Raw genomic sequence first — 19,444 nt, forward strand, 5'->3', positions numbered from 1 at the left:
TTTAATGCTACGAAAACACCCATTTTTTTTAAAATTTACACTTTTATACATAAATCTTACACAACTTTTGATTATACTTTTTTTGATACGAAAACAAGGAGTGAAAATGAAAAAACTATTAATGGGAACAGTTGCAGCTACACTTTTAGCTACTTCTGGATTAGCAGCGGAGTATACTTTAAAGTTCTCTCACGTTGTAAGTGCTAACACACCAAAAGGGAAAGCAGCTGACTTTTTTGAAAAAAGATTAGAAGAGTTATCTGGGGGGAAAATTGATGTTCAAGTTTATCCATCATCTCAGTTATATAATGATAATGCAGTTGTTAAAGCATTAAGATTAAACTCTGTTCAAATGGCAGCACCATCTTTTTCTAAATTTGGTAAAATTGTACCAAACTTAGCATTATTTGATTTACCATTTTTATTTAAAGATATTGACCACTTACACAGAGTTCAAGATGGTGAAGTTGGTACTAAACTTAAAGATATGGTAACAGCTAAAGGTATTGTTGCTTTAGATTTCTGGGACAATGGATTTAAACAATTCTCTTCATCTAAAAAAGCATTAATTATGCCAGAAGATGCTGAAGGTCAAAAATTTAGAATTATGTCTTCAAAAGTACTTGAAGAGCAAATTAAAGCAGTAGGTGGTAATCCACAAATGATGCCTTTCTCTGAAGTTTATTCAGGGTTACAACAAGGTGTTATTGATGCAGCAGAAAATCCAATCTCTAACATCTATACTAAAAAATTCCACGAAGTTCAAAAATACCTTTCTATTTCTGATCACGGATATTTAGGTTACCTAGTTGTTATGTCTAAAAAATTCTGGAATTCTTTACCAGCTGATTTACAAGCAAATGTTAAACAAGCTATGAAAGAAGCTACTGCAAAAGAGAGAGAGTTTGCAAAACAATTAAACGATTCTCAATTTGAAGAGATTAAACAATATGCAAAAGATACAGGTAAGCTTGAAATTATTGAATTAACTCCTGAACAAAAAGAGGCTTGGAGAAAAAAAGTTAGTACAATTTATCCTCACTTTTACAGTGACAGAAAAATTGGTAAAGACTTAATTGAAGGTGCTTTAAATACTAAGTAATTTCAAAAATTAAACTATCGGTTTTCCGATAGTTTAAACTCTATAAAAAATATCACAAAAAAATCCTACAAAGCCCTAAAATGTATGTTTCTAACTATTTTTACAAATTTCAAAATTTCTTCTTATGTACACAATAGATACATAAATTTTAATTATAATTTATCTATAATAGAATAAGGAGAAAAAATGACGGCAACATTAAAATTAGTAATTTTTAGTATTGTTATTATGCCAATACTATTATTTACTGGTTGTGGGGAAAAGAAAAAAGAACAGAAAATTTTAGAAGTTCAAGAAGCTCCAATAATGGGTGAATATATTCTTAAGTTTTCACATGTGGTAAGTCCAAATACTCCTAAAGGTAAGGCTGCAAGTTATTTTGAAAAAAGACTTGAAGAGCTTACAAAAGGTAGAATTGATGTACAAGTATATCCATCATCTCAACTTTATAAAGATAATGCTGTTTTAAAAGCATTAAAACTTGATTCTGTTCAAATGGCAGCTCCAAGTTTTTCTAAATTTGGGAAAATTGTACCTCAGTTAGCACTTTTTGATTTACCTTTTCTATTTAAAGATATGGCCCATTTACATAGAGTTCAAGATACAGAAGTGGGTCAAAAGCTGAAAGACATGGTTAACTCTAAAGGTTATATTGCTCTTAACTTTTGGGATAATCATTTCAAACAATTGTCTTCTTCTAAAAAACCTTTAATTCTTCCTGAAGATGCCCAAGGTCAAAAATTTAGAATTATGTCATCTAAAGTCTTAGAAGAACAATTTAAAGCTATTGGGGCTAATCCTCAAATGATGCCATTTTCAGAGGTGTATTCAGGATTACAACAAGGTGTAATTGATGGACAGGAAAACACTAACTCAAATATCTATACAAAAAAATTTCATGAAGTTCAAAAGTATTTAACAGTGACAAATCATGGATATTTAGGATATTTAGTAGTTATGTCTGAAAAATTTTGGAACTCTTTACCAGAGGGATTACAAAATGCTGTTGTGCAAGCGATGAGTGAAGCAACGGTGAAGGAGAGGGAGTATGCTGAAGAGTTAAATACCAAGCAATTTAACTTGATTAAAGAGTATGCAAAACAAACAGGTAAGTTAGAGATAATAAATCTAACAAAAGAGCAAAAAGATGCTTGGAGAAAAGCTGTTAGTAAAATCTATCCTGATTTTTATGATAAAAATAAAATTGGGGAAGATTTAATTAAAGGCGCTTTAGCAACGGAGTAAAAGATGATTATATTTAAAATTATAAGTAAAACTATTGGTTTTATAAACCAATCAATTGCAGCCATTGGTATTTCAGCTGGTGTTGCAGTTGCATTTACAAATGTAGTAGCAAGATATGTATTTGATGCCTCACTAGTTTGGGCATCAGAATTAAGTGTATACTTGTTTTTATGGAGTGTATTTTTTGGTGCAGCATATTGCTTTAAGAAAGATGCACATATTGCAGTAACAATTGTACTTGATGCTATGCCATCAAGATTAGCAAAAGTGATGTTACTATTGTCTCATATTGTTACAATTGTATTTTTAATTGCAGTTGCATATTATGGTTATGAATATCTACTTCTTGTAATAGACTTAGATGAAAGATCTATAGATATGTGGGATATGCCTATGTGGATTCCATATTTAGTAATTCCTGTATCATTTGCTTTTGCAGCATATAGAGTTGCTGAAAGAATACATGCAATTTTATCTACACCACATGACAGAATTCTAAAAGAGAGTGAAGCTGAACATGTTTTAGCTGAAATGGGTATTGGTGCAAGAAGAAACCAAGAAAATGAAAATGTTAAGGAATTAAATGACATGGTCAAAGAAGTAGAAAAGAAAACAGGAGGGATGCTATGAGTTTAGCTGTATTATTTGCAATATTTTTCTTCCTTGTTATTTTAGGAACACCAATCTCAATCTGTTTAGGTGCTTCAACTTTTGTAACATTAATGTTATTTACAGATATTTCACCTATTGAAATCTCAGCAATGATTTTTGAGAAAGTTCACCACTACTCATTAATGGCAATTCCAATGTTTATTTTTGCAGGTAACTTACTTTCTAAAGGTAGTGCAGCACAAAGAATTATTGAGTTTGCAAAATCTTGTGTGGGACACTTACCTGGTGGTCTTCCAATTTCAGCTATTTTTGCATCTATTATTTTTGCTGCTGTTTCTGGTTCATCTCCTGCAACTGTTGTTGCTATTGGTTCAATTATGTTTGGTGCAATTATGCAAGCTGGTTATCCAAAAAAATATGCAATTGGTACAATTGCAACTTCTGGTTCATTAGGAATTCTGATTCCACCATCAATTGTATTAATCGTATATGGTGTAACTGCAGAAGTTTCTATTGGTAAACTATTTATGGCTGGTGTTATTCCAGGACTTATGCTTGGTATTATGTTAATGGCTGTAACATATATTGGTGCTAGAAGACTTGGATTTGAAAGAACAGAACCACAACCTATGAAAGTTAGACTTGCAAAGATGAAAGATGCTTCATGGGGACTATTTACAATCGTTCTTGTAATTGGTGGTATCTATGGAGGTATATTTACTCCAACTGAAGCAGCAGCTGTTGCTTGTGTTTGGGCATTTATTGTTTCTGTATTTATTTACAAAGATATTAAATTATCAAGAATTTATATTACAGCTTTAGAGTCAGCAAAAACTACAGCAATGATTATGTTTATTATTGCAAATGCTATGTTATTTGCTCACTTCTTAACTATTGAGAATATTCCTCATATGATTACTGAAGCATTAGTAGAAGCAAATGTAAATAAATATATGTTCTTACTTATGGTTAACTTACTTCTAATTCTAGCTGGTTCATTTATGGAACCAAGTGCAATTATTATGATTATGGTTCCATTATTACTTCCAGTTGCCGTTGCACTGGGAATTGATCCAATTCACTTTGGTATTTTAATTACAGTAAATATGGAGTTAGGAATGGTTTCCCCACCTGTTGGACTGAATCTGTTTGTTACATCAGGTCTTACAGGAATGAGTATAAAAGATGTAATCGTCGCCGCATTCCCTTGGACAATGACTATTTTATTTGGACTTATATTAATCACATATATTCCAGATATATCATTGTTCTTACCAAACTTGATGTATGGAAATTAACATACACTTCTAAGATAAAATGGGCTTTTGCCCATTTTATCTAAATCAAAAACTTAACTACTCAAGCTACTTATTTCCATTTAACACTTTTATAGATAAAATTTCGCAAAATAAAACTAAAAGATTATATTATGTCAAAATTAAAAATTGGTGTTATTGGAGCAGGAAATGTTGGTGCAGCTATAATAAATGCACTAGTATTAAGAAATATTGGAAAAGAATTAATACTTTTTAATAGGGATAAAGAAAAAGCTATCGCTGAAGCTATGGATATAGATGATACTATCCCTTTACTTTCAGAGATGCAAATCAAAGCAACAAATGATTACAAAGATTTAAAAGATTGTTCAATTATTGCTATTACTATTGGAGCAAGACAAAAAGAGAATGAAACAAGACTAGAGCTTCTAGGAAGAAATGCAAAAATTATGCAAGATGTTGTTTTAAATCTTGATAAATATGCACCTGAAGCTATATTACTTATTGTTTCAAACCCAGTTGATATCTTAACACGAGTTGCCCAAGAGGTATCAACAAGAGCTCATAATAAAATCTTTGGTTCTGGAACTGTTTTAGATACTTCCAGATTAAGATATCAACTTGGAAAAGAGCTAGATGTAAATAGGAAAAATGTTCATGTTCATGTAATAGGTGAACATGGAGATAGTGAATTTGCTGTTTGGTCTAATGCAATAATAGGTTCAATTAAACTTGAAGATTTCCCACTAGAAGATTTGGCTAGCCTTGAAGACTTAAAAAACAAAGTTTTATCAGTTACAAAAAAAAGAGCTTATGAGATTATACAAAGAAAAGGTTATACCAACTTTGGTGTGGCTGTTGCAGTTGCAAAACTAATACAATGTGTAATTAGAGATGAGAAGAAAATATTTTCTGTATCTGTTAAAGCAAATAAAGAATACAACTTACATGAAAATACAGTTCTTAGTTTACCTTGTGTTATAGGAAAAGATGGAGCAGAAAATAGACTTATTTTAACTTTAACAAAAGAGGAGAAAGAGAAACTATTAGAAGCCTCTAATAGTTTAAATAATGCCTATAAAAATATTTAAGATAAAAGAGTATGTTCTATTAAAATTTTAAGACCAATTCCTATTAGAACTACTCCTCCTATTTTCTCTGCTTTATCTTCTAAAAACTCTCCACCTCTAGTTCCTAAGAAATTTCCAATAAAAGAAAAAACAAAAGTAACAAGAGCAATAATTATCATCGAATAGTATGGATTTAATTCTAATAAATTTAAGGTAAATCCAGCAGCCATTGCATCTATACTTGTAGCAATTGCAAGTATTAATAAAACTTTATTTGTAATAATACTAATTTCATCTTCAGTACTTTCACCAAAACTTTCATATAACATTTTTCCACCAATTAAACTTAAAAGGAAAAATGCAACCCAATGATCAATTGATTCAATAAAACTTCCTAATCCAACACTTGCTAAAAACCCAATTAAAGGCATAAAACCTTGAAAGAAACCAAAAAATATACCTATTTTTAGTGCTAAAAACTTATTAAATGTTTTATTTTTTACTCCCAAACCTATAGATACAGCAAAAGCATCCATAGCTAAAGCAAAAGATAAAAGTAGTACTTCAAACAATATAAACTCCTATAAAAATGCAATTATACCAAAACAATAAAAAATATCTATTATGATAGAATATAAAAAATTAAAAGTTTACAGTTAAAAGAGAATATATGTTTGAGTTATATGGGATAGAAGATTATTTATACGCTTTTTTATTAACTTTATTTGCTGGACTATCTACTTCTTTTGGAGCAATTATAGCTTTTTATTCAAAAGCTAAAAGTGATATTTTACTTTCACTTGGTCTTGGTTTTTCAGCAGGAGTTATGATTTATGTTTCTTTTATGGAGATATTACAAAAAGCAAAAGATTCATTTATCCAAATTACTTCAAATGAAATTATTTCAGAAACATATGTTTTAATCTGTTTTTTTGGAGGGATACTTTTAAGTGCTATAATCGACAAGTTAATACCTGAAGATGTAAATCCCCACGAACCAAAATCTTATAATGAATTAGAAGAATTAAAACCAAATCATAAAATTAAAAATAAACAAACACTTCATAGAACAGGTGTTTTTACAGCCTTAGCTATTGGTATTCATAATTTCCCAGAGGGTTTTGCTACATTTATCTCTTCATTAAATGATATCTCAATAGGAATAACTATCGCTTTAGCTATTGCAATTCATAACATCCCTGAAGGAATGGCTATTTCCTTACCTATATATCATGCAACAAATAATAAGAAAAAAGCTTTTTGGTACTCAACACTTTCAGGCTTTGCAGAACCAATTGGAGCTATTGTAGGATTTTTTATACTTTTTCCAATAATGGGACAAGCAACTCTTGGTGTAACTTTTGGGATAGTTGCTGGAATTATGATATATATCTCTTTTGATGAACTATTACCAGCTGCAAGGGTTTATGGAAATGCCCATACCACAATATTTGGTCTAGTTTTAGGTATGTTTATAATGGCTTTAAGTCTCTTATCTTTTAATTTTATCTCATAATTTATAATTGATACACTTTTGATACACTTCCTTAGTATAGTTAATAATATATAAAGAGGAAAGGATTTTTTATGGAACATAATGTAAGTAAAAATAAAATCTTAGAGATGAAAAATATCTTAACAAAAAAAGAGATAAGAATGTTACAAAATGTGGGATATGTATTATTATCTGAAAACATAGTAAAAAAAGCAGAAAACTCTGAAAACTATAAAATTAAAAAAATTGATAATATACTTCTTCTACAACTAAATAGTTAGTAGTTTATAGTAATATTAAACTACTAAACTATTTGTTTAAAACTATTCTTGAATTTTATCAAACTCCATTATAAACTTAACACCAACATTTGAATTTTCTAAAGTTAAATTACCCTCAAAAGAGTTTTTAACAACAAGTTTAACCATATAAAGTCCAATACCAGTACCTTCAGATTTAGTTGTATAATAAGGGTCAAATACTTTTTCTAAATCTTGTTCATCTATTCCTCCAGCGTTATCGCTGATTGTTAAATAGTTTTTATCATCTTTTGAATAAACTTCTAATGCTATTTTTCTATCATCTATATTTCTATCTTGAAAAGCTTGAATTGAGTTTGTTACTATATTCATTAAAACTTGTGTTAACTCCATCTCTACACCTTTTAGTGTAAAGTCATTTTGAAAGTCTATTTCAAGTTGAACATTGTTTTTCTTAATAACCGAATCAACCAATTCAAAACTTCCATCAAGAGTTTTTCTAATTGAAAAACTTTTTTTATCTTTATCAGCTTTGAAAAACTCTAAGAAACCATCAATTGTATCTCTCATATGGTGTATTTGAAGTTTAGTATTCTCAGAAAATTCATCAATAGCTTCTTTATCTAGTTCTCCATAATCATATGAATATTTTATATCATCACAATATAAAGATAAGATATTTAAAGGCTGTTTCAATTGATGTGAAATCACCCCTATCATCTCACCAATAGAAGCCATTTTTGTATTATGAACAACTAGTTTATTTGCTTCTTGTAAAGACTCTTTTGTTTCTTTATTTTTATGAAATAAATCAATATAAACTTTTAATTTAGAACTTAAAAGGTTTACATCAATTGGTTTAGAGATATACTCAATAACACCTAAATCATAACCTTTTTGTTGGTAAGCATCTTTATCATAAATACCTGTGATAAAAATAATAGGTATATCTTTTAGCTTATCAATCCCTTTTATATATTCCACAAATTGGAAACCATCTATATCTGGCATTTGGATATCACTTAAGATTAAATCTACATCATTGTCCATTAATATTTGAATGGCATCTGTTGCATTTAATGCTGTATAAATATCAACATCAAACTCTTCAATTAACAGTTGTAAAGAGTAAATATTCTCTTCAACATCATCTAAAATTAAAATTGAGAACTTATTTTTCATCGCTATCTCCCTATAAAATCTATTATATCTGGTATATCTACAATATTATCTTTTATTACATAAATATCATTTTTATATGTTTCTTTTATAATATTTAATTCATGTTTTGATAAACCTTTACTATCAACAATTAAAACATCAAAGCTATTATCTATTTTTTCTAAAAGTTCCTCCATATTTCTAACTTGAGTTAGTTTATGATTTTTTTGTAAAGTTATAACTATATTTATAAACTTAACTGCATCAGTATTATAAATAAGTATATTTTTACTAGCTACTTGTTTATCAACCTCAACTGCTTTTTTTATTTTATTATTTTCATCATCTAAAGTTAAAATATCTAAACACTTAATTGCATCATCATTTTTAGGAATAGTTACATAAAAAGTTGTACCCATACCAACTTTACTTTTTACAAAGATTGAACCTTTTAAAAGTTCCAATAACTCTTTTGTAATAGCTAAACCTAAACCTGTACCACCAAACTTTCTTGTTGTGCTACTATCTGCTTGTTTAAATCTATCAAATATATCGCTTAACCTATTTTCTGGGATTCCAATCCCTTCATCTTTTACTGAAATGTTTATTTGTTCATCTTCATCTTTTACACACAGATAAATAGACTTACCCTTCTCTACAAATTTTACAGCATTACTTAACAAATTTTTTACAATCTGTTTTATTTTTTTCTCATCACTATATATTAAAGGGTCTATATTTTTATCAAATTCAAAATATAAATTTACACCTTTTTCTTTTGTTTGAGGAAGAAACATATTATAAATATCTTCTAATAATTTTTGTAAGTTTACTTCTGAATAATCAACTACAATTCTTCCTGATTCTAATTTTGAAAGATCTAAAACATCATTTATCAAATCCAATAAATAATTACCTGAACTTTGTATAATCTCAAGGTTTTTTATATCTCTAGGAGATAGGTTTCCATTTTTATTCTCTTTCATCACAGAAGAGATTACATTTATAGAGTTTAGAGGTGTTTTTAATTCATGGCTCATATTGGCCAAAAAATCATCTTTTGATTTATTTGCAAGTTCTAACTCTTTTTTTTGTTCCCTTAAAAGTTCATTGTTTTTTTTCATTTTATGTACATTTAGACATGACTTTATACTAAGATTTAATTTTGTGATAAAACTTTCAAACATAGAAATAAAAAAGTCTACATCTGAATCTAATTGTTTTACAACTAGATACATAGAACCATGTTCTAATCTTAAAATCAAAATTATCTTATCCTCTTCATAAATCTTGTTTATTACCTCTTTATAATCATCATATAAAGATGGATCAAAACTATCAATCTTTCCAAAAGATGCAAACTCTTTAATATCTTCATCTTCAATAATTGAATAAAGACCATAAACAGCATAAGTTTCACTTACAAATGTTCTTAGTACTTCTTTCATCATTATTGAAAGATCTAAAGAGTTTCCTATTGAACTGTAACATTTATATGTTATAGCTAAATTATTTACTAGCATAATGCTCCCACCACACAAGTTTTATTATAGAAATTTATGTATTCATTTCCATTATTTGCAATTTCACCTAATGTTAAGGCACCAAAAACTCTTCTGTTTGGCATTGGCTCTTTTATACTTGCAAGCTCTTTTTTAAAATCTTTTTCTAAAAATATTGTTCTAGATATACAATCAAAAAGTACAAAATGTTTTATTCTATTTTTATCATCTACTTTTTTTATTGCATTATCTATAGCAATAGCTGAAGAGTTTATTAGCTTCTCTTTTTCACCTTTTAAAATATTTATAGTTGAATTTTGTTCAATATCTCCAACAAGTATAATATTTCCATTATCATCTAAACCTATTGGGTCTCTTACAACAATTTCATTATTGAATTTTACAATTCCCAATGGATATGCTTTTGCAATATCAAAAAAATCCATCTCATCAAATTTTAAACCACTACTTTTTTCAACAAACTCTTTATATACATCAAAAGCATTTTTAAAATTAAGTGATTTTAAAATATTCTTTTCAGCAGAAGTTACTATAAATGGACCTTCTAAATATTCCCAGCCATTTTCAACCCCAACATTTAAAGTTGATTTTCCTGCTAATATTATAGCAGCATCTTTAAACATACCATTTTTTGAAAAAATAACTGGTTCTTGCTTTAATGTTAATTTCCCTGCTCCACCGCCAATAATTTCACTTTTCATTGGTAAGGTTTGAAATACAGCTTCTAAAAAAGTAGTTATATGTTTACTAAGACCATCAACAATAAGCATAATTGAATCAAACGCTTGTAACTGCTCTTTATCTATATCAATACTTGTCATATCTTCTAAAATAAAAGCTCCAATACTATCATCTAATTCACAAGCAACCATCCCTTTATCTGTATTAAAATCTTCATATACAATTTGAGGAACAATTGCTCCTTTAAAATCTAAGCCTGTACTATTTAATAAATCAAAATTGAAATTAAAATTCTCAGAAACTAAAAGAAAAAATTTACTTTTGCTGTTTTTATTTGTTTCAATAAAAACTTCTAGTTTTTCATAATATTTAATACTTTTCATATTTTTCCTTCTTTTTAGTCTTTAAAGTTTTCTTTTATTTTCAAAACTTTATCTATATTTTTAAAAAATAGTTCAACTAATTTTGGTTCAAATTCAGTTCCTGCTTTCTCAAACATATATTTTTTAATATCATCCAAAGACCAACACTCTTTATAGCATCTTTTAGAACTTAAAGCATCAAAAACATCTGCAACTGCGGTTATTCTTCCAAAAATATGAATTTGCTCACCTTTTAAACCCCTTGGATATCCTGATCCATCCCATTTTTCATGGTGTTCATGGGCAACTATTGAAGAGCTTCTTAAGATTTTTCTATTTGAATTTTTAAACATATTAAAACCAATATCTGTGTGAGTTTTCATAATCTCATACTCTTCAAAAGTTAATTTACCCTCTTTTTTTAATATAGAATCAGGAATTCCAATTTTTCCAATATCATGCATAGGAGAAGCTAATTTAAGTAGATTTGCCTCCTCTTCACTAAGTCCATACTCTTTTGCTAACATATAAGAGAATAAAGCAACACGAGTTACATGATTTGCAGTTTCTTTACTTCTTGACTCTCCAACTGAACCTAAAGTTAAAATCAAATCTTTTTGAGTATCTTCTATCTCATGCTGTAATTCTATAATCTCACTTACATCATGTCCAACAGCTAAATATTCAATAATTTGTTTATTTTCATTAAATACTGGAGAGAATGTAAAGTCAATGTATTTATGTTCATTGCCGTTAAAATCTAATTTTATTACTTTATTTTTACTTTTACTCTCTAATAATTCTTCGACTATTTCATTATATAGATCTTTATCTTTTAATATATCTTTTAATGTTTTATCTTTAAAACTCTCAATAGGTTTTTTTGCAAGTTCTAAGAATCTACTATTTAAATTAGTTATCTTAAAATTTTTATCTAAATTAATTAATATAGAAGAGATATCTAAACATCTTTTATATTCATTTAAAAGATAACTCTTGCTTGTTAAATCATCTTTTGATTCTTCAAGTTTGGCTTTTAAAACTTCACTTAAGCCCTCTTCTTCTGTAATATCATTAGAGATACATAAGTATTCCAATATTTTTTTATTATTATCTACTATTGGTATAGTTGTAGAGTTTAAAATATATTTTTTATCTTCTGAAGTTCTTCCAAATATTTTACCTTCCCAAATCTCATCATTTTCTAATTTTTCCCAAAGTTCTGAAAAAGTAGCTGATGAAGTATCATCTAATGTATTAAAGTTAAAAAATCTATCTTTTACTTCACTAAACTTATATCCTGTGATTTTTTCATATTGATTATTTACAAAACTAATTTTGCCTTCAACATCAAATTTCAATACAATTGAACTTTCATCAATTGCATCTTTATATTGTTCTAATAATCTTCTTGATTGGCTAGCTTCAATTTTATCTGCAATAGCATATATCTTATCTATTAATATATCCAATTCAATTGGTTTTAAAAGATAACTATCAATATTTAACTCTATTGCTTTAATTAAGCATGGTGTTTCTGTTCTTGCAGTTGTCAAAATAATTGGGATATTTGGATTTATCTCTTTAATTTTTTCAGACATTTCTAATCCATCTATTAAAGGCATATTTAAATCACTAATAACTAAATCAATTCTTCTTTTTGAAAATATATCTAAGGCATCTTTTCCATTAGAAGAATAATATACATTATTAAATACTCTATCTAAAAACTTTGAAAGCTTATTTGCGGCTTCTAGTTCATCTTCAACATATAAAACATTTAATCGTTTCAAAAAACCTTTATTTACCATAATAATTTCCTTATAAATCCTTCGGAAAATTATAACGATAAATAGTATTCCAAAGGTATCATATTATGTTAGAAAAAAAATACTTTTGAAATATTTTTTATTGTTATAATTTTGAAAATAAGGAGTTTATTATGACAATGAAAGCAAGTACTTATCAATTTATAGAAGATAAATCAGTTTTAGTAATAGGAAAAGATAACTCTGTAAATAAAAGAGTTAAAAGATCCCTATCAGGCCATATATCAAACATTGATATATTAACAGATATACCAAGTTATCTAAATCTTTCTAAATATGATTTAGTGATAATAGATATTGAGTATTATGATAATAAAGATTTGGTTCATACCTTTTCAAATGACTTTTATAATACCCCAATTATCTTTTTAACATCAGATTTAAATAGTATAGATTTTAATGCACTATTTAATATAACAGTTAAAAATATACTAACTAAAGATGAAACATTAAATAATATTTTTATCTATAGTTATATTATCCTTCAAAAAAAGGATAAATTGATATTTAAAAATGGTTATCTGTACTCTTTAAAAGATAATAGATTCTATTATCAAAATAGAGAGGTTGCATTAACTAAACTAGAATTAAAACTATTTAAATATTTAGTAAAAAATATCAATAGAATAATTAGTTATGAAGAGATTAGAGAAAATGTATGGGATAACAATCCATGTACAATTTATAGTGTAAGAAATGTAATTAATAAAATTAGAGAAAAATCATATTACGAAATAATCAATAATATTTCAAAACAAGGTTATACAATAAATAATGATTATATCTATATTTAGTGAAATATGGTATTATTATAATACCTTATTAAAATAGAATAGAGCCATGGAAAATTTTAAAGATTATGAAAAAAACATTAGGATATTGTTAGTTGAAGATGATTATCACACACAAGTTAAGTTAGTGAAAATCTTAAATAGAGTGTATGATGATATTGTTGTTGCAAAAAATGGAGATGAAGCTTTAACCATTTTTAGAGCATACCACTTACAAAACAAATCTTTTGATTTGGTTATTAGTGATATAAATATGCCTATTATGGATGGGATTAATCTTCTAGAGAATGTAAGACAAATAGATGAACTTCTGCCTTTTATATTTGTAACTGCACAACTTGATGTAGATACTCTTTTAAAGGTGGTAAAACTAGATATTGATAATTATATTTTAAAACCTATTGATGTAAATACTTTATTACAAAGTATTGATAAAACAATTAAAAAGAGTTTTAAAAGAAGATTCTTTGCAAGTGATAAAGAGAAACTTTATCTAAATGAAGAATTATATTGGGATCCAGTTGAAAAATCTATTTATAAAAAAGAAGAGCAAATAAAACTAACAAAAAAAGAGATGATGTTTTTAGATATGTTATGTAGTAGAATAAATCAAGTAGTAAGTACAGATGATATCATCTACACTTTATGGGAGGATTCCATTGAATTTGATTCTTCTATATCAAATCTAAAAAACCTAATTTCAAGAATAAGAATTAAAATTCCAAATTTAAACATAGAAAATGTCTATGGACTAGGATATAAATTAAGGATGAAACATGAATGAGATTGATACTTCAACATTTAGAGTTTTATATATCGAAGATGAAGACTTAGCAAGGGAAAAATTTGGTAAGTTTTTAAATAGAAGATTTGGTGAAGTTGTTTTGTGTGCAAATGGAGTTGAAGGTTTTATGAAATTCCAAGAGTACTTTACAAAAGATTCTAAATTTGATTTAATAATTAGTGATATAAATATGCCTAAAATGGATGGATTAGAAGTTTTAGATGGGATAAGACAATATGACAAAGAAGTGCCTGTAATACTCATAACAGCACGTTCAGAATCAGAGCAAATGCTAAAAGCCATAAACCTACATGTAGAAAGCTATATTTTAAAACCTATTGATTTTGATGTAGTAAATTTAACTTTAGACAAAGTATCTAAAGAGATTTATTATAAAAAAATGTTTGAAAAACAAAATCAAGAGATGGAAACATATTTAGAGATTATTGACCAAGAAGCTTTAGTTTCTAAAACAGATACAAAAGGTAAGATAACTTTTGTAAATGATGGTTTTTGTGAAGTTTCAGGATATACTAAAGAGGAACTTATAGGAAGTGCACACAATATTGTAAGACATCCTGATGTTCCAAAAAACTACTTTGAAGAGATGTGGCAAACAATAAAAAGTGGTAATGTTTGGAATGGTATACATAAAAACTTAGCAAAAGATGGTACAACATATTTCGTGAACTCAAAAATATTTCCAATCTTTGAACTTGATAAAACAACTATAAAAGAATATATGGCAGTTAGATTTTTAGTAACTGATTTAGAAGAACAAAAAAGGGAAAGTCATAAAAACTTTTTAACTCAATTAACAAATTTAAAAAAATTAATAAATACTTTGAGTAAAGAAAAAGAGTCTTTAGAAAAAACTGTTAGAGATTTAGAATATAGAATATCAGGTTTTGATGAAAAGTATAAAATTAGTGAAACAAAAAGAAAAGAGTTACACAGTCAACTTGAAGCCTATGAAAAAAACAGTCTAGAATACAATAAAATGGAATTAATGACGAAAAAAGATAAAACTAAACAGTTTGAAGAGATTTATAAATCATACAATCAGTTAAAAACAAAACTATCAAAAATTGAAAAAGAGAAAGAAGAGAGAGATAAACAATATGAAAGTAAAGTTCAACAAATAGATGAATTACTTTCAAAAGAGATAAAACTTACAAAAAGAATCTCTGATTTAAAAGATTTAGTAAGTAATCTCCAAAAAGAAAATACACAAGTTATAAAAAATAAAAAGATATTACCTTTTTAAATCATTTTGGCAAGATTATTTCAAATCTTGCCCCAAACTCACCCTCTCTTACTTTTAATTTACCATGCATACTTTTTTCAACAATAATTTTTGACATATAAAGTCCTATTCCTGTTCCATCACTATCATTTTTAGTAGTAAAATATGGTTCAAAGATTTTTGATTTTGGTTCAACTATTATACCACCACCATTATCTTCAATATATATTATTACCCTACCCTCATCATCAACAACAGCATCTATCTTTATCCAAGGATTTTCAATATTGTTTTCAATTAATACATCTTTTGCATTACTGATTATATTTAAGATAACTTGTTGAAATTCATTTAGATAAGTATTTAGAACCACTTCATTATCTATGCAGATAGTTATATTTATATTGTTGTTTGATAAAGAGCTAGAGATAATAGTCATAATAGAATCCATCGCCGTTTTTAAACTAAATTTTTCTTTCTCTTTTTTAGGCATAAAGAAATTTCTAAAATCATCAATTGTATGAGACATATACTCTAAAACAGCATCAGCCTCTTTTGATTTTTTCTTCATTAACTCTTCATCTAACTGCCCTAGATTATATTTAAATTTTATAAACATAAATATTGTAGATAACTCAGATAAAGGCTGTCTCCACTGATGAGCAATATTTGAAATCATTTCACCAAGAGCTATAAATTTTGATTTTTGTACTAAAAGCTGTTCATGTTCTCTGTTTTTATCTATCTCTTCTTCAACTCTTTTTTCTAGAGTTTCATTTAACTCTTTTAAGGCTTTAGATTTTAGTTGTACACTTTTTTTATATCGTTTTAATACCTCATCTATTTTTTGTGAAACTATAATTGAAATCACTATTGCCATTGATAAAAACAGTAAAAAAAGTAAAATATTTTGAAAAACTTGATTTTGAACTCTTTTTGTTAAATGTTCTTTATTTTTTGCAATCTCTTTTTCAATATCATCTACATAAACTCCAACAGCAATAACCCAATTCCATCTTGGAAAATATTTAAAATAAGAAAGCTTTTGTCTAGCCTCATTTGTATAAACTTTATTATATGAATATTCAGTATAAGACTCGCCAAAAATCCTAATCTCGGTCATAAACTCTTCTCTAAACCTTTTGCCATTGCTATCTTCATAATTTGTAGAGATTGGTTTACCTAAAAGATCTGGACGATTTGGATTAACTAAAAGTTTAGCAAAATCATCTCCACCTTTCATATTTAATATTTCATACACAAAAATATAATTACTTTTATCTCTATCAAAAGTGATATTATTTAAAAGTCTTACGGTATCTGCTTTTAACTCTGTTTCATCCTCATCACTTTTTGTAGCATTATAATTTATAATATCTATAATAGTATTTATCTCTTTTTTTAAAATACTTTTTTGACTTCTATATTGGTCTTGAACAGACTTTTCCATTTGTCTTTCAAAGTCTTCATAGGTATTTTTAACATAAAAATATGAGATTAAAAATATCATTGTACTCATAATGATAATGAAAATATAGATTATCATTTTTGAGATATTTTTTTCGGTAATAAACTTCACTTCAACTTCCGTAAAATGGTTTTTTGTTATGATACCACTATCTTTATTAATAAGGCTTTGTATGGATAAAACAATAATATCAAAACTTAGTAGCTTTTCTGTTCTTTATGTGGAAGATGAAGAGGGAATCAGAAACAATATATATGAGATATTAAGACATCTTTTTAAAAAAACATTTCTTGCTAAAAATGCAAAAGAAGCATTTAATATGTATGAATCTAATAAACCAGATTTAATCATAACAGATATTAAAATGCCAAATGAAACAGGAATTGATTTAATTAAAAGAATTAGAAAAAGAGATAGTAAAGTAAGAGTTATTATAACTTCTGCACACACTGATTTAAACTATATGTTAGATGCAACTGAACTTCATCTTGTAAAATATATTATTAAACCCATTACAGAAGATAAACTTGATGCAGCATTCGAAGCATTTATTAAAAGTTATGATGATTCAAAAATCTTTAATTTAAAAGAAGGCTGGCTTTTTGATGCGAGTAAATCTATAATTCAAAATGAAAATACAGAGTTTAAATTAACAAAAAAAGAGAATCAATTTTTAAAACTACTAATCAAGAAAAATAGAATTATAACCTATGAAGAGATGGAAAATGTAATTTGGAATGAAGACAATATTATGACTCCAAATGCTATGAGACTATTTATTAAAAACTTTAGAAAAAAACTACCAAATGATGTACTTAGAAATGTACAAGGAACAGGATATAGATTAGTTCTATAATTCCTGTTCAATTAAATTATTATCATCTTTAATATCTCTTATTTTATTTAACTCTTGAAAATATCCATGTCCTAAATATATTATAAAAAATACAGCAGAAAAAAGCATTAATGAGGGAATCATTGATAAAAAATATAATAACAATGATCTCATTCTAAAACTATTAGCCTTTTTATAATGTATATATTTATATTGCTCTTCTGTTAAAATAGTTGAAGCAACATCATAATTTAACATCTTATGAAAGAAATAGTAAAAAGGTAAATTAATAGCTATGATATTTACTAAAGGGATAAAATATAAAGGGATAAAAAGTATAAAAAGCAGAACCATTATAATTAAACTCTTAACGGCTATAAATATTGGACTTAAAAGGGAACCAAAACCATTTATCTCTAAATGGGGATAATGTCTTTTATGAATTACACTTAAAATCATTGGAGTTAAAAAACCAATAATAATAACTGTAAGGAAAACAGAAAACATCATAATAAAAATTGTTCCAACTGTATAAATTAGAAAACCAACCAACCATGATGTAATAGAATACTTCAACAAAAATGCAGATAAAGAAATCATCCAAACAAAATAAAAAGGCGCTTCTTCATCGACCATCACATCTTGACCATTTTGTGTTTGCTGAATATAAATCTCTAAAGAATCAAAACCATAACCTGCTGCCGTATAAAACATTATAAGCATAATAATTAGCGTAAATATCAAAGGTAAAATTGCTATTTTAAGCATAGGTTTTGTAAAAAAATCTTTTATACTTAAAGCTATAATTTCACCCTCTAACAAATTTTTATCTTTATTAATCAAACCTTCTCCTATAATCACATTTTTGGCAAAACTCTTCTATAACTTTGCCATTTTTAAATCCATTTTGAATATCTTTAACTCTTTTAGTATCTAAAATATCTGATATTTTATCATTATTTACATTACCTAAGTTGATTATACCATCCTTGTCCAAACAACAAGGAACAACATCCCCACTACTTAAAATCCCAAAATGGGAATCCAAACCATAACATTTCCCCGTATCAGAGATAAAATCGTTGTTTAAATCCGGCCATTGGAAATAATCATCAAAATTAAAAAACACCATTCTAGCTATTTTTATATTTTTAGGTCTATTTTTATATATCTCATCAATATCAAGATTTAAACAAAACCTTTCATTTACTTTTTCAAAAACATTTTTATTAAACTCTTTTGCACTTTTTGAATCATCTAAATTCCAAATCCGTAAATTTATAAAAAAGTGTTGTTTTTTACTGATTGCATAATCTAAAAAATCTAAAATTGGTACTAAATACTCATCTAAACTTTTTTTATGAGAATTGGCATTATAAGAGTTTATAGAAAAATTTATCTGCTTTATAGCATTGTGCATCAAAGTGTTAAAGTGGTTTTTATTTAAATTATTTGCAGTTGTTGTTATATTAACTTTCAGATTTGAATCAAAGCTGATATCTAAATATTTTTCAAGATTTCCTAAAACTAAAGGATCTCCTACAATATGATATGCTAACTCTTTAGTTATACCCTCTAACTGCATATTTATATTTTTAAAATTTTCTAAAGACATTGTTTTATTAGGCAATGTTTTGGGTGGACAAAAACTACATTTTAGATTACATATATTTGTTATTTCAATATGTACTTTTCTAAATTTT

Annotated in this window: 19 protein-coding genes; 11 read left to right on the forward strand and 8 right to left on the reverse strand. The window is 26.9% G+C overall.

Translation table 11 applies throughout. The features are described from left to right. Window positions 1-106: 106 nt before the first annotated feature. From ACKU3H_RS14630 to ACKU3H_RS14650, 5 genes are all read left to right on the forward strand, one after another. Window positions 107-1,102: a TRAP transporter substrate-binding protein gene (locus ACKU3H_RS14630; RefSeq protein ID WP_320034610.1), complete on the forward strand. Its 996-nt coding sequence runs from the start codon at window positions 107-109 to the stop codon at window positions 1,100-1,102. A gap of 186 nt (window positions 1,103-1,288) precedes the next feature. Further along, window positions 1,289-2,347 (forward strand): TRAP transporter substrate-binding protein, encoded by a 1,059-nt coding sequence (locus tag ACKU3H_RS14635; RefSeq protein WP_320034611.1) that lies wholly within the window; start codon window positions 1,289-1,291, stop codon window positions 2,345-2,347. Window positions 2,348-2,350: 3 nt separating this feature from the next. Next, complete coding sequence (locus ACKU3H_RS14640; RefSeq protein ID WP_320034612.1) at window positions 2,351-2,977, forward strand: TRAP transporter small permease; 627 nt, start codon at window positions 2,351-2,353, stop codon at window positions 2,975-2,977. Further along, window positions 2,974-4,257 (forward strand): TRAP transporter large permease subunit, encoded by a 1,284-nt coding sequence (locus ACKU3H_RS14645; RefSeq protein ID WP_320034613.1) that lies wholly within the window; start codon window positions 2,974-2,976, stop codon window positions 4,255-4,257. Before ACKU3H_RS14640 ends, ACKU3H_RS14645 begins: the two co-directional genes overlap by 4 nt. A 131-nt stretch (window positions 4,258-4,388) precedes the next feature. Further along, window positions 4,389-5,327 carry an L-lactate dehydrogenase gene (locus tag ACKU3H_RS14650; protein WP_320034614.1) on the forward strand — a complete coding sequence of 313 codons (939 nt, stop codon included), beginning with the start codon at window positions 4,389-4,391 and terminating at the stop codon, window positions 5,325-5,327. Here ACKU3H_RS14650 and ACKU3H_RS14655 read toward each other — a convergent pair. Further along, a complete protein-coding gene (locus ACKU3H_RS14655) occupies window positions 5,324-5,878 on the reverse strand; it encodes a manganese efflux pump MntP family protein (RefSeq protein ID WP_320034615.1) in 555 nt (184 codons plus the stop codon). The genes ACKU3H_RS14650 and ACKU3H_RS14655 overlap by 4 nt on opposite strands. A 98-nt stretch (window positions 5,879-5,976) precedes the next feature. Between ACKU3H_RS14655 and zupT the strand changes: the two genes are divergently transcribed. Beyond that, entirely contained in the window at window positions 5,977-6,822 is an 846-nt protein-coding gene (zupT, locus tag ACKU3H_RS14660; protein WP_320034616.1) for a zinc transporter ZupT, read from the forward strand. Window positions 6,823-6,893: 71 nt separating this feature from the next. Further along, window positions 6,894-7,082 carry a hypothetical protein gene (locus ACKU3H_RS14665; protein ID WP_320034617.1) on the forward strand — a complete coding sequence of 63 codons (189 nt, stop codon included), beginning with the start codon at window positions 6,894-6,896 and terminating at the stop codon, window positions 7,080-7,082. Window positions 7,083-7,124: 42 nt separating this feature from the next. Here ACKU3H_RS14665 and ACKU3H_RS14670 read toward each other — a convergent pair whose 3' ends face one another. From ACKU3H_RS14670 to ACKU3H_RS14685, 4 genes are read right to left on the reverse strand one after another with little or no spacing between them, the layout of a single operon-like run. Next, entirely contained in the window at window positions 7,125-8,243 is a 1,119-nt protein-coding gene (locus ACKU3H_RS14670; protein ID WP_320034618.1) for a hybrid sensor histidine kinase/response regulator, read from the reverse strand. Window positions 8,244-8,245: 2 nt separating this feature from the next. After that, window positions 8,246-9,745 (reverse strand): HAMP domain-containing sensor histidine kinase, encoded by a 1,500-nt coding sequence (locus ACKU3H_RS14675; RefSeq protein ID WP_320034619.1) that lies wholly within the window; start codon window positions 9,743-9,745, stop codon window positions 8,246-8,248. After that, window positions 9,739-10,809: an FIST C-terminal domain-containing protein gene (locus ACKU3H_RS14680; RefSeq protein ID WP_320034620.1), complete on the reverse strand. Its 1,071-nt coding sequence runs from the start codon at window positions 10,807-10,809 to the stop codon at window positions 9,739-9,741. The genes ACKU3H_RS14675 and ACKU3H_RS14680 overlap by 7 nt, the downstream gene beginning before the upstream one ends. A 14-nt stretch (window positions 10,810-10,823) precedes the next feature. Next, window positions 10,824-12,599 carry an HD domain-containing phosphohydrolase gene (locus tag ACKU3H_RS14685; protein WP_320034621.1) on the reverse strand — a complete coding sequence of 592 codons (1,776 nt, stop codon included), beginning with the start codon at window positions 12,597-12,599 and terminating at the stop codon, window positions 10,824-10,826. A gap of 131 nt (window positions 12,600-12,730) precedes the next feature. Between ACKU3H_RS14685 and ACKU3H_RS14690 the strand changes: the two genes are divergently transcribed. Genes ACKU3H_RS14690 through ACKU3H_RS14700 form a run of 3 tightly spaced genes read left to right on the forward strand, consistent with a single transcriptional unit; the run spans window position 12,731 to window position 15,459 of the window. Then, on the forward strand, window positions 12,731-13,411 hold the full coding sequence (locus tag ACKU3H_RS14690) for a winged helix-turn-helix domain-containing protein (protein ID WP_320034622.1): 681 nt from the start codon (window positions 12,731-12,733) through the stop codon (window positions 13,409-13,411). 46 nt (window positions 13,412-13,457) lie between these two features. Beyond that, on the forward strand, window positions 13,458-14,192 hold the full coding sequence (locus ACKU3H_RS14695; protein WP_320034623.1) for a response regulator transcription factor: 735 nt from the start codon (window positions 13,458-13,460) through the stop codon (window positions 14,190-14,192). Next, on the forward strand, window positions 14,185-15,459 hold the full coding sequence (locus ACKU3H_RS14700; protein ID WP_320034624.1) for a response regulator: 1,275 nt from the start codon (window positions 14,185-14,187) through the stop codon (window positions 15,457-15,459). The genes ACKU3H_RS14695 and ACKU3H_RS14700 overlap by 8 nt, the downstream gene beginning before the upstream one ends. Before the next feature lies 1 nt (window position 15,460). On the opposite strand, the gene ACKU3H_RS14705 is transcribed toward ACKU3H_RS14700, so the two are convergent. Next, on the reverse strand, window positions 15,461-17,017 hold the full coding sequence (locus ACKU3H_RS14705) for a cache domain-containing protein (protein ID WP_320034625.1): 1,557 nt from the start codon (window positions 17,015-17,017) through the stop codon (window positions 15,461-15,463). 61 nt (window positions 17,018-17,078) lie between these two features. On the opposite strand from ACKU3H_RS14705, the gene ACKU3H_RS14710 reads away from it, so the two are divergent. After that, the gene (locus ACKU3H_RS14710; protein ID WP_320034626.1) at window positions 17,079-17,762 is read left to right on the forward strand and encodes a response regulator transcription factor; all 684 of its coding nucleotides are present in this window, start codon (window positions 17,079-17,081) and stop codon (window positions 17,760-17,762) included. On the opposite strand, the gene ACKU3H_RS14715 is transcribed toward ACKU3H_RS14710, so the two are convergent. Together ACKU3H_RS14715 and ACKU3H_RS14720 are read right to left on the reverse strand one after the other, a co-directional pair. Next, window positions 17,757-18,584: an EI24 domain-containing protein gene (locus ACKU3H_RS14715; RefSeq protein WP_320034627.1), complete on the reverse strand. Its 828-nt coding sequence runs from the start codon at window positions 18,582-18,584 to the stop codon at window positions 17,757-17,759. The two genes, ACKU3H_RS14710 and ACKU3H_RS14715, sit on opposite strands and share 6 nt — an antisense overlap. Further along, window positions 18,577-19,371 (reverse strand): SPASM domain-containing protein, encoded by a 795-nt coding sequence (locus ACKU3H_RS14720; RefSeq protein ID WP_324292201.1) that lies wholly within the window; start codon window positions 19,369-19,371, stop codon window positions 18,577-18,579. Before ACKU3H_RS14720 ends, ACKU3H_RS14715 begins: the two co-directional genes overlap by 8 nt. Between the last annotated feature and the right edge of the window lie 73 nt (window positions 19,372-19,444).

It is taken from the genome of Halarcobacter sp., assembly GCF_963675975.1.
Taxonomy (GTDB): Bacteria; Campylobacterota; Campylobacteria; order Campylobacterales; family Arcobacteraceae; genus Halarcobacter.